The sequence below is a fragment of the Pantoea sp. LS15 genome, from assembly GCF_012241585.1.
Classification (GTDB): Bacteria; Pseudomonadota; Gammaproteobacteria; order Enterobacterales; family Enterobacteriaceae; genus Enterobacter.
This window is the reverse complement of record NZ_JAAVXA010000008.1, coordinates 99,838-124,891: the sequence shown is the minus strand read 5'-3', so window position 1 is coordinate 124,891 and position 25,054 is coordinate 99,838. Positions and strand designations below refer to the sequence as shown.

24 protein-coding genes are annotated in these 25,054 nt (G+C 53.3%); 8 read left to right on the top strand and 16 right to left on the bottom strand.

Annotated features, from left to right (window positions below; genetic code table 11):
• Window positions 1-38: 38 nt before the first annotated feature.
• Complete coding sequence (locus tag HED65_RS13745) at window positions 39-1,430, bottom strand: nucleobase:cation symporter-2 family protein (protein WP_114978990.1); 1,392 nt, start codon at window positions 1,428-1,430, stop codon at window positions 39-41.
• A gap of 225 nt (window positions 1,431-1,655) precedes the next feature.
• On the opposite strand from HED65_RS13745, the gene gltS reads away from it, so the two are divergent.
• The gene (gene gltS, locus HED65_RS13740; protein ID WP_114978989.1) at window positions 1,656-2,858 is read left to right on the top strand and encodes a sodium/glutamate symporter; all 1,203 of its coding nucleotides are present in this window, start codon (window positions 1,656-1,658) and stop codon (window positions 2,856-2,858) included.
• Window positions 2,859-2,860: 2 nt separating this feature from the next.
• Here the strand turns inward: gltS and recG are convergent, their stop codons facing one another.
• Genes recG through gmk form a run of 5 tightly spaced genes read right to left on the bottom strand, consistent with a single transcriptional unit; the run spans window position 2,861 to window position 8,727 of the window.
• Window positions 2,861-4,942, bottom strand: coding sequence for an ATP-dependent DNA helicase RecG (recG, locus tag HED65_RS13735; RefSeq protein ID WP_114978988.1), 2,082 nt, complete (start codon window positions 4,940-4,942; stop codon window positions 2,861-2,863).
• Between the two features lie 3 nt (window positions 4,943-4,945).
• Window positions 4,946-5,635, bottom strand: coding sequence for a tRNA (guanosine(18)-2'-O)-methyltransferase TrmH (gene trmH / locus HED65_RS13730; RefSeq protein WP_114978987.1), 690 nt, complete (start codon window positions 5,633-5,635; stop codon window positions 4,946-4,948).
• A 4-nt stretch (window positions 5,636-5,639) separates the two neighbouring features.
• Entirely contained in the window at window positions 5,640-7,754 is a 2,115-nt protein-coding gene (gene spoT / locus HED65_RS13725) for a bifunctional GTP diphosphokinase/guanosine-3',5'-bis pyrophosphate 3'-pyrophosphohydrolase (protein ID WP_028017842.1), read from the bottom strand.
• Between the two features lie 19 nt (window positions 7,755-7,773).
• Entirely contained in the window at window positions 7,774-8,049 is a 276-nt protein-coding gene (gene rpoZ / locus HED65_RS13720; protein ID WP_000135058.1) for a DNA-directed RNA polymerase subunit omega, read from the bottom strand.
• A 54-nt stretch (window positions 8,050-8,103) separates the two neighbouring features.
• Window positions 8,104-8,727, bottom strand: coding sequence for a guanylate kinase (gene gmk, locus HED65_RS13715; protein ID WP_028017843.1), 624 nt, complete (start codon window positions 8,725-8,727; stop codon window positions 8,104-8,106).
• A 251-nt stretch (window positions 8,728-8,978) separates the two neighbouring features.
• Between gmk and ligB the strand changes: the two genes are divergently transcribed.
• The gene (ligB, locus tag HED65_RS13710; protein WP_114978986.1) at window positions 8,979-10,649 is read left to right on the top strand and encodes an NAD-dependent DNA ligase LigB; all 1,671 of its coding nucleotides are present in this window, start codon (window positions 8,979-8,981) and stop codon (window positions 10,647-10,649) included.
• A gap of 2 nt (window positions 10,650-10,651) precedes the next feature.
• On the opposite strand, the gene HED65_RS13705 is transcribed toward ligB, so the two are convergent.
• The 3 genes from HED65_RS13705 to HED65_RS13695 form a co-directional block, all read right to left on the bottom strand.
• Entirely contained in the window at window positions 10,652-11,269 is a 618-nt protein-coding gene (locus HED65_RS13705; RefSeq protein WP_023334014.1) for a trimeric intracellular cation channel family protein, read from the bottom strand.
• A gap of 161 nt (window positions 11,270-11,430) precedes the next feature.
• Window positions 11,431-13,371, bottom strand: a complete 1,941-nt coding sequence (locus HED65_RS13700; protein ID WP_114978985.1) for an acyltransferase family protein — start codon at window positions 13,369-13,371, stop codon at window positions 11,431-11,433.
• A 177-nt stretch (window positions 13,372-13,548) separates the two neighbouring features.
• Window positions 13,549-14,412, bottom strand: a complete 864-nt coding sequence (locus tag HED65_RS13695) for a YicC/YloC family endoribonuclease (protein WP_028017852.1) — start codon at window positions 14,410-14,412, stop codon at window positions 13,549-13,551.
• Window positions 14,413-14,537: 125 nt separating this feature from the next.
• Between HED65_RS13695 and rph the strand changes: the two genes are divergently transcribed.
• Complete coding sequence (gene rph / locus HED65_RS13690; protein WP_028017853.1) at window positions 14,538-15,254, top strand: ribonuclease PH; 717 nt, start codon at window positions 14,538-14,540, stop codon at window positions 15,252-15,254.
• Window positions 15,255-15,321: 67 nt separating this feature from the next.
• The gene (gene pyrE, locus HED65_RS13685; protein WP_114978984.1) at window positions 15,322-15,963 is read left to right on the top strand and encodes an orotate phosphoribosyltransferase; all 642 of its coding nucleotides are present in this window, start codon (window positions 15,322-15,324) and stop codon (window positions 15,961-15,963) included.
• 41 nt (window positions 15,964-16,004) lie between these two features.
• On the opposite strand, the gene slmA is transcribed toward pyrE, so the two are convergent.
• The 3 genes from slmA to coaBC form a co-directional block, all read right to left on the bottom strand.
• On the bottom strand, window positions 16,005-16,601 hold the full coding sequence (gene slmA / locus HED65_RS13680; RefSeq protein WP_028017855.1) for a nucleoid occlusion factor SlmA: 597 nt from the start codon (window positions 16,599-16,601) through the stop codon (window positions 16,005-16,007).
• Window positions 16,602-16,721: 120 nt separating this feature from the next.
• Entirely contained in the window at window positions 16,722-17,180 is a 459-nt protein-coding gene (gene dut, locus HED65_RS13675; protein ID WP_168112399.1) for a dUTP diphosphatase, read from the bottom strand.
• A complete protein-coding gene (gene coaBC / locus HED65_RS13670; protein WP_114979057.1) occupies window positions 17,158-18,369 on the bottom strand; it encodes a bifunctional phosphopantothenoylcysteine decarboxylase/phosphopantothenate--cysteine ligase CoaBC in 1,212 nt (403 codons plus the stop codon). The genes dut and coaBC overlap by 23 nt, the downstream gene beginning before the upstream one ends.
• 171 nt (window positions 18,370-18,540) lie before the next feature.
• Between coaBC and radC the strand changes: the two genes are divergently transcribed.
• The 4 genes from radC to mutM all read left to right on the top strand — a co-directional run bounded on the left by radC (window position 18,541) and on the right by mutM (window position 20,733).
• Window positions 18,541-19,206 carry a RadC family protein gene (gene radC / locus HED65_RS13665; RefSeq protein WP_114978982.1) on the top strand — a complete coding sequence of 222 codons (666 nt, stop codon included), beginning with the start codon at window positions 18,541-18,543 and terminating at the stop codon, window positions 19,204-19,206.
• A gap of 218 nt (window positions 19,207-19,424) precedes the next feature.
• Window positions 19,425-19,661, top strand: a complete 237-nt coding sequence (gene rpmB, locus HED65_RS13660) for a 50S ribosomal protein L28 (protein ID WP_002436699.1) — start codon at window positions 19,425-19,427, stop codon at window positions 19,659-19,661.
• A gap of 22 nt (window positions 19,662-19,683) precedes the next feature.
• Window positions 19,684-19,851 (top strand): 50S ribosomal protein L33, encoded by a 168-nt coding sequence (rpmG, locus tag HED65_RS13655; RefSeq protein ID WP_003024094.1) that lies wholly within the window; start codon window positions 19,684-19,686, stop codon window positions 19,849-19,851.
• 72 nt (window positions 19,852-19,923) lie between these two features.
• Window positions 19,924-20,733 carry a bifunctional DNA-formamidopyrimidine glycosylase/DNA-(apurinic or apyrimidinic site) lyase gene (gene mutM / locus HED65_RS13650; RefSeq protein WP_114978981.1) on the top strand — a complete coding sequence of 270 codons (810 nt, stop codon included), beginning with the start codon at window positions 19,924-19,926 and terminating at the stop codon, window positions 20,731-20,733.
• Window positions 20,734-20,735: 2 nt separating this feature from the next.
• On the opposite strand, the gene coaD is transcribed toward mutM, so the two are convergent.
• The 4 genes from coaD to HED65_RS13630 all read right to left on the bottom strand — a co-directional run bounded on the left by coaD (window position 20,736) and on the right by HED65_RS13630 (window position 25,054).
• Window positions 20,736-21,215 carry a pantetheine-phosphate adenylyltransferase gene (gene coaD, locus HED65_RS13645; protein WP_114978980.1) on the bottom strand — a complete coding sequence of 160 codons (480 nt, stop codon included), beginning with the start codon at window positions 21,213-21,215 and terminating at the stop codon, window positions 20,736-20,738.
• Window positions 21,216-21,218: 3 nt separating this feature from the next.
• On the bottom strand, window positions 21,219-21,989 hold the full coding sequence (locus HED65_RS13640; RefSeq protein WP_114978979.1) for a glycosyltransferase family 2 protein: 771 nt from the start codon (window positions 21,987-21,989) through the stop codon (window positions 21,219-21,221).
• Entirely contained in the window at window positions 21,989-23,263 is a 1,275-nt protein-coding gene (waaA, locus tag HED65_RS13635; protein ID WP_028017861.1) for a lipid IV(A) 3-deoxy-D-manno-octulosonic acid transferase, read from the bottom strand. Before waaA ends, HED65_RS13640 begins: the two co-directional genes overlap by 1 nt.
• A gap of 156 nt (window positions 23,264-23,419) precedes the next feature.
• Window positions 23,420-25,054 carry a sulfatase-like hydrolase/transferase gene (locus tag HED65_RS13630; protein WP_114978978.1) on the bottom strand — a complete coding sequence of 545 codons (1,635 nt, stop codon included), beginning with the start codon at window positions 25,052-25,054 and terminating at the stop codon, window positions 23,420-23,422.

The window sequence follows — 25,054 nt, the reverse complement described above, 5'->3', positions numbered from 1 at the left end:
ATGTCACGGCAGGCATTGACTGCCTGCCGTGAGAGAGATCAATTTTTCTCAGGCGGGAATACGAGGTTCAGCACGATAGCGGTGATACCGCCCGCGGCAATGCCGGAAGAGAGCAGGTTTTTCACCCAGTCCGGGGCAAACTGCAGGATCAGCGGCTGCTGAGACACACCCAGACCCACGGCCAGCGACAGAGCGATAATCATAATCGCGCGGCGGTTCAACGGCTCGCGGGAAACGATGCGTACGCCGGAAGCGGCAATTGTGCCAAACATCACCAGTGTTGCGCCGCCCAGTACCGGCTCCGGAATGTGCTGCACAAAGCCGCTTACCGCCGGGAACAGACCGAGAACAATCAGCATCAGCGCCACCACAAAACCGACGTAGCGGCTGGCAACGCCAGTCAACTGGATCACGCCGTTGTTCTGGCCGAAGCAGGAGTTCGGGAAGGTATTGAATACCGCAGAAACAAACGAGTTCAGGCCGTTCGCCAGCACGCCGCCTTTAAGGCGCTTCATGTACAGCGGGCCGGAAACCGGCTGCTCGGAGACGTCTGAAGTGGCAGTGATATCGCCGATGGTCTCCAGAGAGGTGATCATAAAGACCAGCATCAGCGGCAGGAGCAGACCCCAGTCAATGCCCAGGCCGTAGTAGAGTGGTGTTGGAACGGTGATCAGCGCGCTGTTGGTTGGCGCGGTGTTCTCTGGCAGCATGCCCAGCGCCCATGCCAGCAGATAACCCGCCGCCATGGCAATCACCAGCGATGCGACGCGCAGATACGGGTTGCGCTGACGGTTAAGCAGAATAATGATCGCCAGCACGACACCCGCCAGCAGCAGGTTTTTCGGTGCGCCGAAGGTGTGGTCGGCCATTGCGCCATAACCGCCGCCGATGGAAGTCAGGCCAACCTGAATCAGAGACAGGCCGATAATCATCACCACCACGCCGGATACCAGCGGGGTGATGACGCGGCGCGCCAGGTGCAGTACGCGGGAGATGACCATTTCCGTGCAGCTTGCCAGCATCAGCGTGCCGAATAGCGCCGCCATCATGGTCGGGACATCCGCGCCACCGGTTTTCAGTGCTGTACCACCCATGATCAGTGGCGCCACGAAGTTAAAACTGGTGCCCTGAATCGACAATAAACCCGACCCCACCGGACCCCACGCTTTAATTTGAATAATCGAGGCCACGCCAGAGGCAAAGAGAGACATGCTGATGATGTGCTGAGTGTCCTGAGCCGGTAAACCGAGCGCCTGGCAGATCAGTAACGCCGGGGTGATCACCGCCACAAACATGGCCAGAAGATGCTGGCAGGCGGCGAAAAGCGTCTGAGGAAGAGGCGGGCGGTCTTCAAGGCGGTAAATCAGTTCGCTATTTTGCTTCTGCGCAATCGGTTGCGCATCAGGCGACTCTATGGTGTTAACGGACATCGGCGGCAATCCCACGGTGGAAAAGCGGGCATTTTATCTGACCGTCTGGTAAAAGCAAACGATTGCCAACAAAAAAAAGGAAGAAAATCTGCCGCTTTGAGCAGGTTTTCTACAACGTATCGGGAAAAAAAATTACACTTTTTGCGCCGGTGGCTCATGAAGAGCGCAAACCGGCCCAGGATAACGCCGCGTGTGTATGGAACACGCGCAATACAGGAGCCTTCTATGATTCATCTCGATACGTTGTCGACCCTTGTTGCCGCAACGCTGGTCTTACTGCTTGGCCGTAAGCTGGTACACAGTGTTTCCCTTCTGAAGAAATACACCATTCCCGAACCTGTCGCCGGTGGCCTGCTGGTGGCGCTGGCCCTGCTGGTGCTGAAAAAAAGCATGGGCTGGGAAATTGATTTTGATATGTCTCTGAAAGAACCTCTGATGCTGGCTTTTTTTGCCACCATCGGCCTGAATGCCAACCTCGCGAGCCTGCGGGCGGGCGGTAAAGTGCTCGGCGTATTTCTGATAGTGGTGGTGGGGTTGTTGCTGATGCAAAACGCCATCGGCATCGGGATGGCAACACTGCTGGGCCTGGATCCGCTGATGGGGTTGCTGGCCGGGTCAATTACGTTGTCCGGGGGGCACGGTACCGGTGCGGCGTGGAGCAAGCTGTTTATCGAGCGCTATGGCTTTGAAAATGCCACTGAAGTGGCGATGGCCTGTGCGACCTTTGGCCTGGTGCTGGGTGGCCTGATTGGCGGCCCGGTGGCGCGTTATCTGGTAAAGCATTCCACCACACCAGACGGCAGACCGGACGATGAGTTGGTGCCTACTGCGTTCGAAAAACCGGATGTCGGGCGCAGCATTACTTCACTGGTGCTGATTGAGACCATCGCGATGATTGCCATCTGCCTGACGGTGGGCAAGGTGGTTGCGCAATGGCTGGCAGGTTCCGCGTTTGAACTGCCGACGTTTGTCTGTGTGCTGTTTATCGGGGTGATCCTGAGCAACGGTCTGGCGCTGATGGGGTTTTATCGTGTGTTCGAACGTGCAGTTTCAGTGCTGGGCAACGTCTGTCTGTCGCTGTTCCTCGCGATGGCGCTGATGAGCCTCAAACTGTGGGAACTGGCCTCGCTGGCGCTGCCGATGGTAGCCATTCTGGCAGTGCAGGCACTGTTTATGGCGTTGTATGCGATGTTTGTCACCTGGCGCATGATGGGCAAAAACTACGATGCGGCGGTGCTGGCAGCGGGTCACTGCGGGTTTGGTCTGGGGGCAACCCCAACGGCTATTGCCAACATGCAGGCGATCACTGAACGGTTTGGCCCATCGCATATGGCGTTTCTGGTGGTACCAATGGTCGGTGCGTTCTTTATTGATATCGTCAACGCGCTGGTGATTAAGCTGTACCTGATGCTGCCGATGTTTGCCTAAGGTCAGGCGTTGGAATAACGTTCGGTTTCCGGCATCCAGCGCTCTATTAACGCTGCCGCCTGTTCGGGGTAGCGTTCATGAATATGGCGGGCCAGGCGTTGAACTTCGGGGATCATAGCCTGATCGCGCAACAAATCCGCCACTTTGAATTCAGCATTCCCTGTCTGCCGTGTGCCCAAAAGTTCCCCCGGGCCACGTATCTCAAGGTCTTTTTGCGCAATTACAAAACCGTCGTTGCTGTCGCGCAGCACCTGCAAACGCATCTGTGCAGTTTTCGAGAGCGGTGCTTTGTAGAGCAGTACGCAGTGGGACGCCACCGCACCACGACCAACACGTCCGCGCAACTGGTGGAGTTGGGCAAGCCCCAGACGCTCCGGGTTTTCGATGATCATCAGGCTGGAGTTTGGCACATCGACGCCTACTTCAATGACCGTCGTAGCAACCAGTAAATGCAGCTCCCCCTGTTTGAACGACTGCATCACCGCCTGTTTCTCCGCGGGTTTCATCCGTCCGTGAACCAGACCAACGTTTAACTCTGGCAGTGCCAGTTTCAGCTCTTCCCACGTCGCTTCTGCAGCCTGCGCTTCCAGCAGTTCAGACTCTTCAATCAACGTGCAGACCCAGTACGCCTGACGCCCTTCGTGAGTGCAGGCGTTGCGTACGCGGTCAATAATATCGCTGCGACGCGTGTCAGGAATGGCGACCGTTGTGACTGGCGTACGACCCGGCGGCAACTCGTCGATGGTGGAGGTATCCAGATCGGCGTAGGCGGTCATCGCCAGGGTGCGGGGGATCGGTGTCGCGGTCATGATCAGCTGATGCGGGTGGAAGCCCTGTTGCAGCCCTTTTTCCCACAGCGCCAGACGCTGATGCACACCAAAGCGGTGCTGCTCGTCGATAATCACCAGCGCCAGGCCGTTAAACTGTACCTGTTCCTGGAAGATGGCATGTGTGCCAACAATCATTTGTACCTGACCGCTGGCAATTGCATCCTGTTGTGCAAGGCGGGCTTTGCCTTTTTGCTTCCCGGCAAGCCAGCCCACCTCAATGCCCAGCGGCGCAAACCAGGCGCGGAAATTGTTGGCGTGCTGTTCGGCCAGCAGTTCCGTCGGTGCCATCAGCGCCACCTGTTTGCCGTGGGCAATGGCACGCAGGGCTGCCAGGGCGGCAACCAGTGTTTTACCGGAACCTACATCACCCTGCACCAGGCGCATCATCGGCACATCAAGCGCCATATCCCGTTCGATCTCGGCGGTGACGCGCGCCTGCGCACCGGTGGGTTTAAACGGCAGCGAGGCCAGCAGCTTATCTTTGAGCTCATCACGCAGGCTTAAGGGCTGGGCATGGAAACGTTGCGCACCCGCGCGAAGCGCCAGCATGCTCAGGTTATGTGCCAGTAATTCCTCAAGGATAAGACGCCGTTGGGCGGGGTGTTTGCCACTTTCTAAATCGCTGAGCTGTAGCGATGGCGGTGGACGGTGAAGGGTTCGCAGTGCTTCGGACAGGCTCATCATACCCTGCGCCAGTTCTGGCGGCAGAAGCTCGGTAATGGCGCAGGTATCCAGCAGTTCCAGAGCCTGATCGGTGAGTTTACGCAGCGTCGCCTGCTTGATGCCTTCGGTGGTCGGGTAAACCGGGGTAAGTGTTTCCTGCATCTCCGGTGTGCTGAGATCGCCCTGTACGCGGTATTCCGGGTGGATCATCTCTGCGCCGTATTTTCCGCGTTTGGCTTCGCCATAGGCCAGCACTCTGCGACCTGTCGCCAGGCTGTTTTTCATTGCCGCGCTGAAGTTGAAAAAGCGCATGGTGAGAATGCCGGTGCCGTCGCTGATCTGACAGGTCATCATCCGGCGTCCACCAAAGGTGATATTGCAGTTCAGGACTTCACCTTCAACGGTGGCATAAATGGCAGGGAGCAGATCACCAATTTTGTACAACTGGGTGCGGTCTTCGTAACGCAGAGGGAGGTGGAGCAGGAGATCCTGCACCGTGTGCAGGCCTATTTTAGCCAGTTTACTGCTTTGCGCCGCGCCCACGCCCGTCAGGCTATTGAGCGGGATAGCATCCAGCAGGCGGCCTTTCATCGGTTAACCGGCGTACTGCATGGTGGCCCACCACTCGGCATCGGCTTCAATTTCGCCCTGCGCGTTGACGTGGGGGTAAGGCAATTTTTTCTGCTTCGCAACGCGAGCCAGCACCGGATAACCACCTTCGAACAGCAGGCGCTGCTGTTCATCTTCCGGCAGCATACTGTTGCTGCGTTTGTACATCCCGGCATTCTGACGCTGGCGCTGCGCTTCATAAAGAATAAGCGCGGAGGCCACTGAAACATTGAGGGACTGAACCATACCGGTCATCGGAATGATAATGTCCTGATCCGCCAGATCCAGGGCTTCCTGAGTGATCCCGGTTTTCTCCTGACCCATCAAAATACAGGTCGGACGGGTGTAGTCGATCTCGCGGAAATCTACGGCCTTAGCGGACAGGTTAGTGGCAAGTACCTGCATACCGCGCCCTTTCAGGTGGGTTACGGCTTCGCCTATGGTCTGGTGGTGTTTGACAGAAACCCAGCTGTTACTGCCTGCAGCGGCAGATACCATGGTTCGCATGCGGGAGCCCGGCCAGACAGCGTGCACTTCATGCACGCCGACGGCGTCTGCAGTACGGACAATGGCAGAAACGTTATGGGGTTTATGGACCTGCTCCATGCAGACCGTCAGGTCTGGCTGACGCCTGGCGAGCATCTCGCAGATACGTGCATAACGTTGTGCATTCATAAAACTAGTTTCTGTTTCGGGTGACTTTAATCACGTCCGGCATGACGCGGATCTTGCGCATAATATTCGCCAGATGCACGCGATCGCGGGCGGTCAGACGAATAAAGGCGCTGTAGACGCGGCCATCTTTTTCTTCCGTGTTCAGGCTCTGAATGTTGGAAGAGGCCGTGTTAATCGCTGCCGTCAGGTTCGCCAGGGCACCCTGGTGGTTGAACATATCCACCTTAATTTCGGTGATAAATTCCTGCGCGGTCTCTTTATCCCACTCGACCGCCATAAACTTCTCCGCTTCTTTTTGATAGCCGCGGATGTTTCGACAGGATTCATGGTGGATCACCAGCCCTTTACCTGGGCTGACGTGCGCAATAATCGGGTCGCCAGGGATTGGACGGCAACATTTTGCGAAAGTGATAAGCACGCCGTCTGCGCCTTTGATAGGCAAATGACCGTGGCTTTGCGTGGCAGGCTGCGCAACTGAGGCATCCCCCTGTTGCAGGTTTTTCGCTACCACTACACTCATGGCGTTACCGAGGCCGATCTCTGCCAGCAGGTCATCAAGCGAGGCGAGTTTCATGCGCTCCAGCTCACGCTGAATGTTCTCTTGCGGGATCTCAGCCAGCTTACGACTGCCACCCAATGCGTGGTTGAGCAGACGACGTCCCAGACTGACGGAATCATCGCGCTTGAGGTTTTTCAGTAACTGACGAATTTTGGCGCGTGCTTTAGAACTCACGACAAAGTTCAGCCAGGCCGCGTTCGGACGTGCACCCGGCGCGGTAATAATTTCCACCGTCTGGCCACTGGAGAGCGGCTGAGACAGCGGGTAAGGCTGTCTGTCGACGCGTGCACCCACGCAGGCGTGCCCGATATCGGTATGCACTGCGTAAGCGAAGTCGACCGGTGTTGCCCCAGCAGGCAGTTCGACAATGCGACCTTCTGGGGTGAAAACGTAAATCTCATCCGGGAAGAGATCGGATTTAACGCTCTCGATAAATTCAAACGAGCTGCCCGCACTCTGCTGAAGTTCCAGCAGGCTCTGCATCCAGCGCTGGGCGCGGATTTGAGCGGTCGTGCTGCTTTCACCGCCGTGCTCTTTATACGCCCAGTGTGCGGCCACACCCATTTCTGCCATCTGGTCCATATCTTCGGTGCGGATCTGCACTTCGACAGGTACACCGTGTGGACCGATCATCGAGGTATGCAAAGATTGATAGCCGTTCGCTTTTGGAATGGCGATGTAATCTTTCATGCGCCCCGGACGCGGTTTGTAGAGGCTGTGCATCTGCCCCAGCACGCGATAGCAGGTATCAGAGTCGTGGACGATCACGCGGAACGCGTAGATATCCATAATCGAGTGAAAACGCTGCTCTTTGAGCACCATTTTGCAGTAGATGGAGTACAGATGTTTTTCACGACCGCTGACGCGGCACGGAATTCCCGCTTCCTGTAAACGTCCTTCAATTTCCGAGAGGATCTTTTGAATCATCTCTTTACGGTTACCGCGTGCGGCTTTCACCACCTCTTTAATCACACGATAGCGGTTCGGGTACAACGCTTCAAAACCCAGCTCTTCCAGCTCGGTTTTAATGTGATGGATACCTAAACGGTGCGCCAGTGGACTGTAGATTTCGAGGGTTTCACGGGCAATGCGGCGACGTTTATCCGGGCGAAGTGAGCCCAGCGTGCGCATATTGTGGGTACGGTCAGCGAGTTTGATGAGAATGACGCGGATATCCTGCACCATCGCCATAATCATCTTGCGGAAGTTTTCGGCTTGCGCCTCTTTCTTGTCGCGGAAATTCAGCTTATCAAGCTTAGAGACCCCTTCCACCAGTTCGGCAACGCTTTTGCCAAACAGCTGTTCCATGTCCTGGTAAGTGGCAGGGGTATCTTCAATCACGTCGTGCAGCAGAGCGGCCATCAGTGTTTCATAGTCGAGTTTCATCTCGGCCAGAATACAGGCTACCGCTACCGGGTGCGTGATATAGGGTTCACCGCTTGAACGTGTCTGGCCCTCGTGAGCGTCACGTGCAACGAGATACGCCTGCTGAAGACGCTTAATCTGGTCTTCAGGCAGGTAGGTTTGAATCAGTTGATTCAGGCTTTCAAACAGATACAAGGGCGACCCGCAGGTTTAATTAACGACGACCTTCAGCAATAGCGGTTACGGCCTGCAGTTCTGCGGCTTCCTGCTCTTGCTGCTCCTGGCGCTCACGCACGTCGAGGATCTGGTTGTTAATCAGACCTTCTTCGATTTCGCGAAGTGCGATAACGGTAGTTTTATCGTTTTCTTCCGGTACCAGCGGATCTTTACCGCCTACCTGCATCTGACGAGCGCGACGCGCGGCGACCAGCACCAGGTCAAAACGGTTACCAATTTTCTCTACAGCGTCCTGAACAGTTACGCGTGCCATACTTAAAATGCTCCACAGGTGAAGAAATGACTGGGCATGATACTGAAAGTGGGTTCAGTCTGCCAACAGTTTGGTGATTAATGCGTCATGTCGCTGCTTCTGGCGGCTCATACGCAGACGTTCTGCGCGAAGAATGGTTTTGAGATCGCTTAGCGCGGCATCAAAATCATCATTCACAATAAGGTAATCATATTCCGCGTAATGGCTCATTTCTGCAACTGCCTGTTCCATACGCTTGGCGATCACTTCTTCGCTGTCCTGGCCACGACCGCGCAGGCGGCGATCCAGCTCATCTTTCGATGGCGGTAAAATAAAGATGCTGCGTGAGTCCGGCATCTTCTTGCGAATCTGTTGTGCGCCCTGCCAGTCGATATCCAGGAACACATTTACGCCTGTTGCCAGAACCTGCTCAATGGTTTCACGCGAGGTGCCATAGTAGTTACCGAACACTTCTGCGTGTTCAAGAAACGCGTCTCTGCCAATCATCGCTCTGAATTCGTCGTGATTCACAAAGAAATAGTGTTCACCGTGCACTTCACCCGGACGCGGCGCTCGCGTGGTGTGAGAAACAGAAACCTGTGTGTCGTACAACGGTTGGGTTTTTAACAGTGCCTGAATAAGGCTGGATTTACCCGCGCCACTAGGGGCAGAAACAATATAAAGCGTGCCTTGAGCCATGAGAGTCTTTTGTATGTGTTAGCGAAGAAGTCCTACATACGGGCTTATTATACACGTCACCGCTCTGTGACGTAGCCTTTGTCACACTTTTTCCCCTCGAATATTGAATTTTGCGTGCCATTTTCAGGTTTTATCTGTGGTTTTCAGCAACCAAAAGAAATACCGGATAGCGTCCCGCATTGTGAAACGTTGACGTTAGCGTTGTTTCAGGCATCCGGGTATACCTCCTGCAAGGCAAAGGAGGGGTAGCGATGTGGCGATGGATAAGCGGGTTAATGCTGTTGTGGTGTGGCTATGGGGTTGCGGTGTGCCCGGTGTGGTCGCAGGCAAAAGCAGAGAAAGAAATTGCGTCCTTAAGTGCGCAAATCAAACGCTGGGATGATACCTACTGGAAACAGGGCGTTAGTGAGGTCAATGACGAGGTGTACGACCAGCTTAGCGGCCGGTTAAAACAGTGGCAGCACTGTTTTGGCAGTGAATCACTGGACGCCACCATTCCTGCCCTGACGGGAAATATCAAACATCCTGTCGCCCATACGGGGGTTCATAAAGTGGCCAGTAAAGAGGCGCTTCGCATGTGGATGCATGCCCGGCACAATCTCTGGATGCAGCCAAAAGTCGACGGTGTGGCGGTGACGCTGGTCTATCGTGACGGAAAGTTAACTCAGGCCATCAGTCGTGGTAATGGCCTTAAAGGTGAGGACTGGACTGCACAAGTGCGTTTAATCCCGTCAGTCCCTAAAGACGTGTCGGGTGCGCTGGCAAACAGTGTTCTGCAAGGGGAGCTTTTTTGGTTGCGCGAAAACCACATTCAACAACAGATGGGGGGAGTGAATGCGCGCGCAAAAGTGGCGGGTGCGATGATACGGCAAAAGGACAACGCGATTCTGAAACAGACAGGAATATTTATCTGGGCCTGGCCGGATGGACCCAAAGATATGCAAAGCATGTTGTCTGAACTTTCCAGTGCAGGGTTTCCTCTTACGGCACGCTATACCTTGCCAGTTGAGACTGTAGAAGCCGTCGAGAAACAGCGTTCAACCTGGCAAAACATGGCATTACCCTTTGCCACGGATGGCATTGTGGTGCGATCCGCAGATTCTCCCCAGGGTGAAAATTGGTTGCCTGGGGAAGGGAGCTGGGTCGTCGCATGGAAATATTCTCCTGCAACACAAGTAACAGAGGTCAGTGATATTCGTTTTACCGTAGGGCGAACGGGCAAAATTTCCGTCGTGGCTGCCCTGGAACCCGTGCAACTGGATGATAAACAGGTGCAGCGAGTGAACCTGGGCTCGGTCGGTCGTTGGCAGAGGCTGGATATCGCCCCGGGCGATCAGATACAGGTAAGCCTGGCCGGCCAGGGTATCCCGCGCTTTGATAAGGTCGTCTGGCGAGGGGCGGACCGACAAAAACCAGTTCCTCCGCCCTCGCGTTATCATTCAATGAGCTGTTTTTATGCCTCGCCGGAGTGTATGGAACAGTTCTTTGCCCGGTTGACGTGGCTCAGTTCAAAGCAGGTATTTAACATTGAAGGGCTGGGAGAGTCAGGTTGGCGGGCACTCTGGCAGGCACATCATTTTGAACATCTCTTCTCATGGCTGTTGTTAACTCAGGCGCAGCTGCAGTCTACGCCGGGGTTTTCCGCAGCACGTGGGTTAGCGCTCTGGCATCGCTTTAATCTGGTACGTGAGCAACCTTTTATTCGCTGGCTTATGGCGTTGGGTGTGCCGCTGACACAGACTTCGCTGAAGGCTATGGGGGACATGTCCTGGCAGAAGATGAGTGCGCGTAACGAAAAGGACTGGCAGTCCTTGCCGGGGACGGGAGAGGAGAAAGCGCGGCAAATCGTTAACTGGATGCACGCGCTTCAGGTTGATGTGCTGGCAAAGTGGCTAGCGGAGCAGCACATCAAGGGATTTTGACATCAATGAGCGCTGTGTTTGTAGTGAAAAACAGGCAGCCCAAGTTTCAGCCGCAGCGCCAGCATTCGCGCTGTAAAGCCGAACAGCAGTGTGGAGATGACCACCACATCATGATTAGAAACATAATGCTGCAGGGCGATATAGAGCACTGCTGCAGCAAAGGATATGCCTGCATACAGCTCTTTTTGAAAGACCAGAGGAATACGTTTGCAGAACATATCGCGCAGCACACCTCCGAATACACCCGTGACCACCGCGGCAATGGTGGCGATCACTGGCCCTTCACCCATATCGAGCGCGATTTGTGCACCGATGATCGAAAAGACGATCAGCCCCAGCGCATCAAGCACCAGGAACAAGCGGCGTAGATGAGGCATAACGGGGGCAACAATGGTAGTTAATACTGCAGCCGTCGCCACGATAATCACGTACTCAGGGTGTTTAACCCAACCGAGTGGATAATGACCAAGCAGGATATCGCGTACAGAACCGCCGCCCAACGCAGTCGCAGTGGCGATAATGATCACGCCGAAGGTGTCCATCCGGCGACGTCCGGCGGCGAGTGCGCCTGTCATGGCTTCGGCAGTGATCCCGATGAGATAAAGGATATGTAGCAGCATCTATTCCCCCCAGCATTAAGGGCAACAGGGTAGCGTTTTGTGTCGCCGATCACGATTTAGTTTTTCTTGTCTGAGTAGGTAAGACTTATTTTATATAATCCATAAATATCGAAATTGCGGATTTTATGGTGTTATTCGTTAATATTTCGCATTAGTTTTACTCATGTCGAATGCGCATCGTCAGCAAAAATCTGCTTAAACATTGGCACAAGCGCTTTATTTCCCGTCTCGCTGAGATGGTTATCGTCGAAATACTGGGGTTCCAGGTTCTTACTGCCTATGCAATGTCCAGCTTTGCACAGGTAAGGTGTGGGATCCAGAACCCTGACGCCACAGTTTTTTGCTGCCTGAGATTGCGCTTGCAGAATTGCACTATTTCGCTTTTGATACTCTACCAGAGGGATGGAAATATCTTGCGTTTTTTTAGACGTCATTAAGCGATGGGAAAGTGTGCGGGGAACATTCACCTCCATTTCCGGAACAGGGTTGACCAGAACCACTGGGTGATCGCGATTAAGCGTACAGGCCATCTCAACGATGGATGCCTGGTAATGCTGCAAATAGTCTTTGTTGTCCTGTGGGCCAGTTTCGAATGTTACCAGCTTATTTTCAGCATAGTGAGTCAGGCGGTTCACAATCACTACCGGGACATTCGCCGGGTATGCTTGCAATTTTTTACTCAGAGATCGGTTAAATTTTCCACAGTGATTGCTACCCAGCAGATTGGCATTTGCGAGAGTGGGGCAGCCTGAATAGGTTATCCCCACAACTGAACCGCGCTCTTTAGCTGCTTCTGCGAGTGCTGTTGCTGTTGCTTCGGCGTGGCTGTCGCCGATAATGATGACAGCAGGTTCCCCGGTACCGTAATAACTCATATGTGTTTTTGGGTTAGCAGAATAGTTTTTATTGTTCGCTTCAGCTGCTATCCGGTCGACCTGCGCATTAGGGTGGCTGACAATAATCTCGTTCTTGACCAGATGGCTATATCCCCATGCCCCCCCGACACAGGTAAACAGTATTATCCAGAATGAAGCAACCGCACGTTGGTTCAAAAAGTTTTTGGCTGGTTGTTCGATGAGTACCCATGAAACCCATCCCAGTAAAAAAGAGAGGGCAATGGCGCTGACCACCCAGAGCCCGTTGTGTTGATGTTCGGAATAAGTTAGATATACGGCAATTGGCCAGTGCCACAAATAAATTGAATAGGAACTTAAGCCAATCCAGCGCAGGTTGCGGTCAGCAAGGCTAATCAATGAAGCATTATTGCTGTAAATAACCAGCATTGTACCTATGATGGGCAGTATGGTGATTCCGCCTGGCCAGTCATGTTCAGCACTGATAAAGAAAATAGAACCTGTGATGAGGCCATATCCCAGCAGGGCCATTATTGTGCGCATCGTTCGGGAGAGCACATAACGATTTGCACTATACCAGATGAGGCTGCCGCAAAGCATCTCCCAGGCACGATATGGCATCAGATAAAACCGGGTAGCCGCACTAACCGATGTATTCATACTGAACCAGAAAGCACCTAGCGTAAGCAATAATAGACATAACCCAGTGTTCACTTTTTTTCTGAACGGGTATAACGCCATAATAATGAAGGGTAATACCAGGTAAAACTGCCATTCAACTGAGAGTGACCAGGTATGTAAGAACCAGTTTTCATGCGAGTCGGTAGCAAAATAATCTCCAGACTCTTTTTTTAGTTTTATATTGGAAATAAAAAGAACAGTATAGCCAATATAATTACCTAGTTTTCTATATTCGTTGGTTGGAAGCCAAAATAAGGTAACCAATGATAATACAAGGCACAATATCAGTAATGCTGGAATTATACGTTTAGAACGTGCAGCATAAAATTGTATTAGATTGAATGAGCGCTTTTCGAGACTTGTAGCAATAATTTTTGTCATCAGGAAGCCAGAGATAACAAAAAAGACGTCTACACCAATAAATCCACCAGGAAGTAAAGTGGGCGCGAAATGGTAAAGCACTACGGAGAGAATGGCAATTCCACGCAGCAGGTTGATATCCTGGCGGAAGTCACGGTCAACAACGAGGCTTTTGCTTTCCTCTAATGTTAAGTTGATGTTTGCCATTCACTTTTCCTGGTCGTTAACATTAGTTCTACTTAAAACTACTGGGAGTATATCAAAATTAATGTGTGAATTCTTATGTTCTAATGCGATATGTAGCTCTTTATGTAGCTGGAATATTCAACTAAAAAAATGGCCCCTGCATGGGGCCATTAATTAGAAAGCATATCTTTAAATTCGTTACTCGATATTCTGGATCTGCTCGCGCATTTGCTCAATCAGAACCTTAAGTTCAATCGCTGAGTTGGTTACCTCGGCATTGATTGACTTAGATGCCAGGGTGTTCGACTCGCGGTTGAACTCCTGCATCATAAAGTCGAGACGGCGCCCTACAGCTTCTTTCTTCTTCAGGATGTTGTAGGTCTCTTTGACGTGCGCTTCAAGACGATCCAGCTCTTCGGCTACGTCAACACGCTGTGCCATCAGCACCAGCTCTTGTTCCAGACGGTTATTTTCAAGCTGAACTTCGGCTTCTTCCAGTTTGGCGACCAGGCGCTCGCGCTGCCATTGCAGCACTTCTGGCATATGGGTGCGCACTTTCGCCACTTCAGTGCTAACGCCTTCAAGACGCTGCTCAATCATCGCCTTCAGTGCCTGACCTTCGGTTTCGCGGGCAACGATAAAGTCATCCAGAGTGCTGTCGAGGGCACTGAGAATTTCAGCGGCAATCGCATCCAGATCCTGCTCACCGGCGGCCATGACGCCTGGCCAGCGCAGAATATCAACCGGGTTGATTTCGCCTTCGTCGCTCTGCATTTTGACCCAGTTCGCTGCATTAACGAGCTGTTTTGCCAGTTTTTCGTTGAGGATCAGTTCGCCCTGCGCGCTGGCATCAGGCTCAAAACGCAGGTTACATTCCACTTTACCGCGCGTCAGACGCGTACGAATACGCTCACGTACGACTGGCTCAAGGCTGCGGAACTGCTCCGGCATACGGAAATAGGTTTCCAGATAGCGCTGGTTTACCGAGCGCATTTCCCAGGTAGCGCTACCCCAGCTACCCTTGATTTCACGCCGGGCGTAGGCGGTCATACTGCGGATCATAGATATTCCCGTTTTTAAAGGAGAGATGGGGGGATTATAGCTTTCGGGGGCTTCTCAGGATAGGAATAAGCGTCCTTTATCCGTATAATGCGCAGCCACATTCGTTTCAAGCCGGAGAATTCATCATGCGTCCAGCAGGTCGTAGCGCCAATCAGGTGCGTCCCGTCACCCTGACCCGTAACTATACAAAACACGCTGAAGGCTCCGTGCTGGTTGAGTTTGGTGACACCAAAGTACTGTGTACTGCATCTATTGAAGAAGGTGTTCCGCGCTTTCTGAAAGGTCAGGGTCAGGGCTGGATCACGGCTGAATACGGCATGCTGCCGCGTGCGACCCATACCCGTAATGCCCGCGAAGCGGCAAAGGGTAAACAGGGTGGCCGTACCATGGAGATTCAGCGTCTGATCGCGCGTGCGCTGCGCGCTGCCGTTGACCTGAAAACCCTCGGTGAATACACCATTACTCTTGACTGCGACGTGATTCAGGCAGATGGCGGTACGCGTACGGCGTCGATTACTGGCGCGTGTGTGGCGCTAGCCGATGCCCTGAATAAACTGGTTGCAGCCGGTAAGCTGAAAACCAACCCAATGAAAGGGATGGTTGCAGCCGTTTCCGTGGGCATCGTTAACGGTGAAGCGCTTTGCGATCTGGAATACGTGGAAGACTCCGCTGCCGAGACGGACATGAACGTGGTGATGACCGAAGACGGTCGCATCATTGAAGTGCAGGGCACTGCAGAAGGTGAACCATTCACCCATGAAGAACTTCTTACCTTGCTGGCTCTGGCCCGAGGGGGAATCGAATCTATCGTAACGACGCAGAAGGCGGCGTTAGAAAATTGATTTTAAAGGCGACTGATGAGTCGCCTTTTTTTTGCCTGTAAGACAGAAAAGACAAAGGAGCGAATCCATGAAATCGTATCAGCGCCAGTTTATTGAGTTTGCGCTTAACAAGCAGGTACTTAAGTTTGGCGAATTTACGCTGAAATCCGGGCGTAAGAGTCCCTATTTCTTCAACGCCGGGCTGTTTAATACCGGGCGCGATCTGGCATTGTTAGGCCGTTTCTATGCCGAAGCGCTGGTGGATTCCGGGATTGATTTTGACCTGCTGTTTGGCCCGGCCTACAAAGGCATTCCGATTGCGACCACCACCGCGGTGGCACTGGCAGAACATCATGACCGTGACGTGCCATACTGTTTTAACCGCAAAGAGGCCAAAACCCACGGTGAAGGTGGGAATCTGGTCGGCAGCGCGCTGCAGGGCCGCGTGATGCTGGTCGACGATGTAATCACCGCAGGTACAGCAATTCGTGAATCTATGGAAATTATCCAGGCCAATGGTGCGACGCTTGCAGGCGTGCTGATTTCTCTGGATCGTCAGGAACGTGGTCGCGGTGATATCTCTGCAATTCAGGAGGTGGAGCGCGATTACAACTGTAAAGTGACGTCAATTATCACCCTGAAAGAGTTGATTGCGTATCTGGAAGAGAAGCCTGAAATGGCGGACCATCTGGCAGCGGTACGCGCATATCGCGAAGAGTTTGGCGTGTAATGTTATTGCCCGGAAGCGCTACGCTTACCGGGCCTACGGCGTTACTGCAACTGGGCAGCCACTAACGGCCAACGGGCGTCAAAATCGTCCGTTGGACGGTATTTGAATTCGCTACGTACAAAGCGGGAGAGCATCCCTTCACAAAACGCCAGAATCTGGCTTGCCAGCAGCGTCTCATCCGTGTTGTAACCTTCCCCTTCACGCATTTTCTTCTCGCGCAGAACCTGGCGCAGTTGCGCTTCAATACGCTCGAAAAGCTGGTTAATGCGGCCCTGCAGTCTGTCCTGCTCAAACATCAGGGCATGACCGGTCAGGATACGGGTTAAGCCCGGATTGCGTTCACCAAAGCCCAGGATTAACAGCACAATCAGACGCAGACGCGCGGTGGTGTCTTTTTCGTCTTTCAGAATCAGGTTGATGCGTGTGATCAGGCTGTCTTCGATAAACTCGATCAGACTGTCGAACATTCGGGTTTTGCTGGGAAAATGACGATACAGCGCCGCCTCAGACACGCCTACAGAAGCGGCCAGTTTCGCGGTGGTGATGCGTTGACTGCCATCGCTGGATTCAAGCATCAGAGCCAGAGATTGAAGTATTTCTTCGCGACGATTCCTTTTCGCGGTTTGTTTTTCTGCCATGTTACAAAATACCCCTGAAAATAAGCACTTGCCAGGCTGGCATCCACACAGCGACCGCAAACTGAGGTTTGCGGTTTGTTATTGCATTATGGCGCTGTGGGACGCGTATTTATTGGGCGATTATTTACGCCCGGAATGGCCGAAGCCGCCTTCGCCACGGTCGGTGGCGTCAAAGTCTGCCACCAGGTTAAATTCTGCCTGTACCACAGGTACGAAGACCATCTGCGCGATACGCTCACCAGGTTCAATAGTGAAGCCGTCCTGACCACGGTTCCAGACGGAAACCATCAGCTGACCCTGGTAGTCGGAGTCGATCAGGCCGACCAGGTTACCCAGCACAACGCCATGCTTATGGCCCAAGCCAGAACGTGGCAGGATCACTGCGGCGAGTGATGGGTCAGCAATGTGGATCGCCAGACCCGTCGGGATCAGAGTAGTGGCACCCGGAGCCAGTTCTACGGCGTCATCGAGACAGGCTCGCAGGTCAAGTCCGGCAGAGCCGGAGGTGGCATAGGTTGGCAGCGGAAATTGCTCGCCAACACGCGGGTCCAGAATCTTAACGTCGATTTTTTTCATCATAACGGGTAACGATCTCGTCCAGTAATTGTTGGCCCAGGAGTTCCTTGCGCTCAAGCGGTAAGACTTTATCTCCATCCTGCCAGAAAAGGTGCAGTGCGTTGCTGTCGCTGTTAAATCCTTGCGTGGCCAGCGATACGTCGTTCGCGCAAATCAAATCGAGGTTTTTGCGGGTACGTTTTTGCCGGGCATATTCTTCCACATTATTTGTTTCTGCGGCAAACCCAACAACGTAAGGTCGATGGCTTTTTAGTGCGGCGACACCGGCAACGATATCCGGGTTTTTCACCATTTTTATTGTTAATTCATCACCTTGCTTTTTGATTTTAGCCTCGGCGATGGTCTCGGCGCGATAATCTGCGACGGCCGCACAGCCGATAAAAATCTGTTGGTTTTGCGCATGTGCTTGTACTGCGGCTTCCATTTCCAGCGCGGTAGTCACATCAATGCGCTGAACAAACGGCGGTGTAGGTAATGAGACCGGGCCGCTCACCAGCGTAACGTTCGCACCGCGCTTAGCCGCCGCTGCCGCAATCGCAAAGCCCATTTTACCGGAGCTGTGGTTAGTGATGTAACGCACCGGATCCAGCGGTTCACGCGTTGGGCCCGCGGTAATCATGATATTGAGATGTTGCAGATCGTTGACAGGGGAAAAATGGGCTGCAGCCATATCAACGATAGTCAGTGGGTCGAGCATACGCCCTGGGCCGATATCGCCACAGGCCTGACTGCCGCTATCCGGCCCCCAAATTAACAGGCCACGAGCGGCCAGCGTCTCCAGATTGTGCTGGGTGGCGGCATTGCGATACATCTGCTGGTTCATCGCGGGTACGACAGCGACGGGGGCAGGCGTGGCCAGGCAAATGGTTGAGACCAGGTCATTTGCCATTCCGGCCGCCACACGAGCGATTAAATCCGCTGTGGCAGGGGCAAGAATAACCAGGTCAGCCCATTTCCCAAGCTCAATATGTCCCATCGCGGCTTCGGCGGCCGGATCAAGCAGGCTGTCAGATACCGGGTATCCTGAAACGGCCTGCAGACTCAATGGAGTGATAAAGGCTTTACCGCCTTCAGTGATCGCGACCCGCACATCGGCCCCGCGATCACGCAGACGACGCACCAGCTCCGGCGCTTTATAAGCAGCAATACCGCCGCTCACGCCAAGAACGATTTTTTTACCGGCCAGGCTCATCATGATTCTTTCCTGTTGGGGTTCACCAGAGAGCGGGCATTTTATCACAATCCCTAATACGGGGTGATTTTGTCCTTCGGACACTTTGCGAGGCGTTACGCAAGATTGCAACGTCGCCGTCGAGCGCCTGGTTGGCTTGTGGCAGCATGAGGGGAAAAAGGGAGAAAGAGCATGGAAGAAGAGGATGAGCTGCTGCCGCGCGAAAAACTGCTGCGCTATGGTGTGACCCTGTTAAAAGATGATGAACTCCTGGCGCTCTTTTTACGTACCGGGACGTCCGGAAAAACGGTGTTTACGCTGGCAAAAGAGCTGATAGGACATTTTGGTTCACTGTATGACTTGTTGACTGCCGATCTGGCCCAGTTTAAGCATGTCGAGGGGATCGGCGTGGCGAAATACACCCAATTGAGGGGCATTGCCGAACTTGCCCGCCGTTTTTACAATGTCCGTATGGAGAAGGAAGACCTGATCCTTACGCCTGCGATGACGCGCGAATTCCTGCAAAGCCAGCTAACAGATGTCGAACGCGAGATCTTTATGGTGATCTTTCTCGACAACCGAAATCGAGTGCTGAAACATAGCCGCCTCTTTTCGGGCACATTGAGCCACGTAGAGGTACATCCGCGTGAAATTGTGCGGGAAGCGATAAAAGTGAATGCAGCCGGCGTGATCCTCGCGCATAATCACCCCTCTGGCTGTGCACAACCGAGCAAAGCTGACAAAGAAATCACCGAACGCATTATCAAATGCTGCCAATTCATGGACATTCGTGTGCTGGACCATCTGATAATTGGCCGCGGAGAGTACATTTCTTTTGCAGAACATGGCTGGATTTAGGCCATTTCTCGCGATCCATCGGGATCTTTGTCTGTTCGGGACTTGAGCACACCGCCGAGTCAGCGTATACTACGCCACCTTTGAGAATCTCGGGTTTGGCATTTGGGCCTGGCAATCGAGAGTTCACTTAGAACTATGCGATGACCGGGCTGTAAAGCCTGACGAGGCGCCGATACCCCATACGAAGCTCGAGCTAATTTGATTTTTGGAGAATAGACATGTCCCGAGTCTGCCAAGTTACTGGCAAGCGTCCGGTGACCGGTAACAACCGTTCCCACGCACTGAACGCGACTAAACGCCGTTTCCTGCCGAACCTGCACTCTCACCGTTTCTGGGTTGAGAGCGAGAAGCGTTTTGTCACCCTGCGTGTATCTGCTAAAGGTATGCGTGTAATTGATAAGAAAGGCATCGATACAGTTCTGTCTGAACTGCGTGCCCGTGGCGAAAAGTACTAAGTACTTAAAGAGGAAATAAATCATGGCTAAAGGTATTCGCGAGAAAATCAAGCTGGTTTCTTCTGCTGGTACAGGTCACTTCTACACCACCACGAAGAACAAACGTACTAAGCCGGAAAAACTGGAACTGAAAAAATTCGATCCAGTTGTACGCCAGCACGTACTGTACAAAGAAGCTAAAATCAAATAATTTTAGTCTCCTTGTATTGAAAAACCCCGCAACTGCGGGGTTTTTTGCATTCTGTATCTCAACGGAGGAACCATGCCAGAATTACCAGAGGTAGAGACCAGCCGCCGCGGTATTGAGCCGCATCTGGTCGGTGCGACTATTCTTCATGCGGTTGTCCGTAATGGGCGTCTCCGCTGGCCGGTTTCCGATGAGATCCATGCGTTAAGCGACAAACCGATCCTCAGCGTCCAGCGCCGCGCTAAGTATTTGCTGCTGGAGCTGCCCGACGGTTGGATCATTATCCATCTGGGAATGTCCGGGAGCCTGCGTATCCTCACTGAAGAACTGCCAGCGGAAAAGCACGACCACGTCGATCTGGTAATGAGCAACGGCAAAGTGCTGCGTTACACTGACCCAAGACGCTTTGGCGCATGGTTGTGGGCTAAAGAGCTTGAAGGTCACAGTGTGCTGGCACATCTGGGGCCAGAACCCCTCTCAGAGGCGTTTAATGCGGAATACCTGAAAGAGAAGTGTGCGAAGAAGAAGACCCCGATTAAACCCTGGCTGATGGATAACAAACTGGTGGTTGGCGTGGGGAATATCTATGCCAGTGAATCACTGTTTGCTGCCGGGATCCATCCTGATCGGTTGGCCTCTTCACTGTCGGCGCAAGAGTGTGAGCTGCTGGTGAGGGTGATTAAAGCGGTATTGCTGCGTTCCATTGAGCAGGGTGGAACAACGCTGAAGGATTTCCTGCAGAGTGACGGTAAGCCGGGGTATTTTGCTCAGGAACTACAGGTGTATGGCCGTAAAGGTGAGCCATGTCGCGTGTGCGGAACGCCGATTATCGCAACGAAGCACGCTCAGCGCGCTACGTTTTATTGCCGTCAGTGCCAGAAATAGGGCTATTTTAACTTTTCCATCAACGCCTGATGGACGTTAACCGGCAGGAAATGGGTCACATCACCGTGATGACGTGCAACTTCTTTCACCAGCGTGGAAGAGATAAATGACCACTCTTTGGAAGGCATCAGAAACACGCTTTCCAGCTCCGGCATCAGGTGGCGGTTCATGTGCGCCAGCTGCATCTCGTACTCAAAATCTGCTACTGCGCGTAAGCCGCGGATCAGGATATTAGCCTGCTGGGCGCGGGCGAAATTAGCCATCAGGTCACTGAAGCCCACCACCTCAACGTTCGACAGATGAGAGACCGCATCGCTGGCGAGCGCCACACGTTCGTTGAGATCAAACATTGGTTTCTTGCTGGGGCTGGCTGCTATCGCCAGAATCACCTTGTCGAACATACTCGCCGCACGGGTGATGATATCAAGATGACCGTTAGTGATCGGATCAAAGGTACCCGGATAAATCGCTCTTGTGCTCATGGCTCACGTTTTCTCTGAGTAGCCGCGGCTAAGCGCCCACAGCTCGGTGTATTTGTTGAAAGTATACTGGGCATTCACCACCGCCAGTAACCAGCCCTGTTTACCATCCAGCACACCACCACGTAGCAGGAGCGTTTTCAGGAACGCGCCCAGCGTGTGGGTCAAGATACCGGTCAACGTGGCCTTCTTGCCGCGCTGATGACGCTCCTGCGCCCATGCAGTGGCATAGTTGAGTTGTTTGCGCTGGAAGCTGGAGAAGTCGCGGCAGGTCAGGTGCAAGAGATCGCCCGTCAGAGGAACGACAGTCGCGTTATCGCACGCCAGGGATTCATGCACCAGGTTATCGTTGTATTGATAACGCTGGCGCTCGTACAGGCGCATCACACGGTCAGGGTACCAGCCGCTGTGGCGCATAAACCGGCCGAGAAAGTAGTTACGACGTGCGATGCTGTACACCGCACCTGGCTGCGGCGCAGAGAGCACGCTCTGAATCGCCTGCTGAAGTTCTGGCGTGATGCGCTCGTCGGTATCGAGCATCAGGACATAATCGCCGGTGGCATACTCCTGCGCACGCTGGCGCTGGATGCCATAGCCCTGCCAGTCCGTATTGATGTACACCTTAACACCTGCAGCACGGGCTATGTCTGCCGTGTTGTCCTCACTGCCTGAATCTAGGAGGACAATTTCGTCGGCCCAGGCGACTGAGGCCAGGCAATCGGGAAGCAGGTCGGCGGCGTTTTTGGCGATCATCACGACCGACAGACGCTGAGACATTAGTGGCTCCGCTGAGGCAGATAAGGTTGAAGAAGTTGCAACAGACGGGTGAGTGCGCCCTGGTTCTGATGCAGCACTTCGACGGCATGGCGACCGTACCACAGACGGTAATCTTCGTCGGTCAGTAAGGTCGAGACCTCTTTGACCACCGAGTCCGCATCGGTCACGGTAATTAAACCATCGGCTTGCTGCAATTTAGCGCAGATATCTTTGAAATTAAATGTATGCGGCCCCATCAGCACCGGAATCGCATGTGCCGCCGGTTCCAGCGGGTTATGACCACCGCGCTCGACCAGACTACCGCCAACAAAGGCGAGGTCGGCAATGCCGTACAGCAGCATCAGTTCGCCCATCGTATCGCCAATCACCACCTGGGTGCTGCTTGAAGGGATCTCACCGCTGCTACGCAGGGTGAAACTGAAACCGCCTTTCTGCACCATCTCGCGGGCGTCTTTGAAACGTTCCGGATGACGAGGCACCAGAATGAGCAGTAAATCCGGGAATTTTTCCAGCAGTTTACGGTGTGCTTGCAGGATGATCGCTTCTTCGCCGTCGTGAGTACTGGTCGCAATCCAGACCTGACGACGCGGTGCCCACTGGCGGCGCAGCGTCACCGCACGGGCAGCGAGTTCAGGTGTGACCGAAATATCGAATTTCAGACTACCGGTTACCGCAAGCTGGTTGCGTTTGAGACCAAGAGAGACAAAGCGTGCGGCGTCTTCTTCATTTTGCGCGGCAATCAGCGTGATCTGGCTGAGCAGGCGGCGCATAAATTTGCCCAGCTTGCCGTACCCTTTCGCCGAGCGCTCTGACAGGCGCGCATTGGCAATCACCAGCGGAATTTTACGGGCATGCAGGGCGGAAATCATGTTTGGCCACAGCTCGGTTTCCATCACGATCACAAGCTTTGGGCGAACAGTTTCGAGGAAACGGTTCATGGCGCAGGGCAGGTCGTAGGGCAGATAGACGTGATGCACGTCTTTGCCAAATGCGGACATCACACGCTCAGAACCGGTTGGGGTCATGGTGGTGACGGTGATCGGCAAAGAGGGATAACGATGGCGCAGGGCGCGTACCAGCGGAATAGCCGCCAGCGTTTCGCCGACAGAAACGGAATGCAGCAAAATACCGTCCGGCGCGACTTTATTGCGGCAGAAGCCATAGCGCTCAGCCCAGCGTTTACGATACGCAGGTGCTTTACGGCTACGAAGCAACAGTCTCAGCCACACCAGTGGCTGAATGATGTAGAGCAGGGCGGTATACAACAATTCCAAGCGATTATCCGTTTTTTTAGTTTCGGCGGGCAAATTCTAAGCATTTGGTCCGTCTAAAGCTATCTCTTTGGTGTTTTTAGGTGTCCATTTGCCTGCGTTACGTTCATTTGCAGATAAAAAAACGGGCAATTGCTTGCCCGTTTATCGTCCTGCTGATTAACGCTCCGCGTCAGGAAGCTCGTTCAGATGGTAGGTGACTCGCTCCGACAGACCACGGATGTCGCCGCCAGTAATGAAGAAGCTGTCATCTTTCTGGTTAGGATTGCTGACCGCATAGCCCAGCATTTTGTTGATCAGTGTTGCCACCTGGTAATGATTCAATGGTATTTGCGGGCTGATGTCTTTCATGGCGTAAGACGGATCATTACTGAAGTACAGGAATGGCACCTGTGCAATAGGCATTTCCACCACGGAGTGACCAAACAGACCGTTATCGCCCACGCGTTCACCGTGGTCAGAAGTGATAAATACCAGGACCGGCAGCTTGGATTTTGCCATTGCTGTACGGATGGCGGATGCCAGCTCTTTGTCGTACAGACGGACGGCATCGTCATATTCATTTTTCTTTTGAGCAATGTCATCGCTCAGACGCGGCGTAGAGAATTTAGCAAAACCCTGCGGGATGTTACGCTCGTACGGAATATGAGGAGCGCGGCTGTTGAGAACCATCAGAAACGGTTTGTTCCAGTCCAGCGTTGCTTTCTCAACGGAGGGGGTCAGAACAACGTCAGCACCGACGTCCGGCGCAGGGCGGATCTGGGTATCTTCCCACAGATCGATATCGTGGATACCAATCCAGTTGCTCAACCCTTCCAATCCCTGTGCGGAGATAAACGCAGTCTGATAACCCTGTTTCTTCGCGTTAGCGAAGATATTGGTGGATTTGGATTTGTAGGCCCCGTAGTTATCTGGCTCACGAAGGTTGTTTACCAGCATTGGGATGGCAACACGTGTCGATACCGCGTTGGAGACAATCAGACGACCCGTTCCATGATACTGCTGCAACAGAGCTTTTAGTTCAGGTGTGGTATCACGTTCGTAGCCCAGTGCACTAACGTGGTGTGGGTTAAGGCTCTCGCCAATGGCCAGAATGATGGAATATTTACCCACTTTCGTCCCCTCAATCGGTTTGACCTGATAAGGATCGTAGTGGGTCAGATTCTGGTTTTCACCGGACATGGCTTCCGGGATTAAACGAATCGCGCTGAAGCTCATTGCGGACAGGCCGTTACGCAGCAGCGAGTGGCGAAGGTCCGGGTTGAATTTGTACATCTGCCCGTCGACCGCCTTATAGAACTGGCCAACAAACATCACCACAATGGCTAGCAGGCAAGGAATCGCCAGCCATTTGTGCCACTGAGGTGCCAGACGGCGGGTAAAGACCAGCGCAAACACCACAGCCACAACCATAATGGCGAAGTAGATGCCAAGCGAACCCAGGCTGTCAGTGATGCCGCTGGCAATGTCTTTGGTTTCAACGAATGCCAGCCAGACTTCACTCGGGCCATAAAACTGACCGTAAAACTGGTAATAAACCGCTTCCGAAATCTGAACAATAAACGTCACCGCCAGCAGCAGGCGGGTCAGGAAGAAACGCGCACTGACTGCAGCGAGCAGGGAGATAATCAGATAAAGCGAAATATCTCCGGCTTTTGGCTGATAAACGTGATCCTTCATCAGGATGATGATTTCAGACAGCGAAAACAGCAGCAAAAATGCCAGCATCAATCCCAGTGTACGCAGCAGGTTGCGACGCGAGGCAAGTGAAAATGGTGAAGATGTTTTGAACAT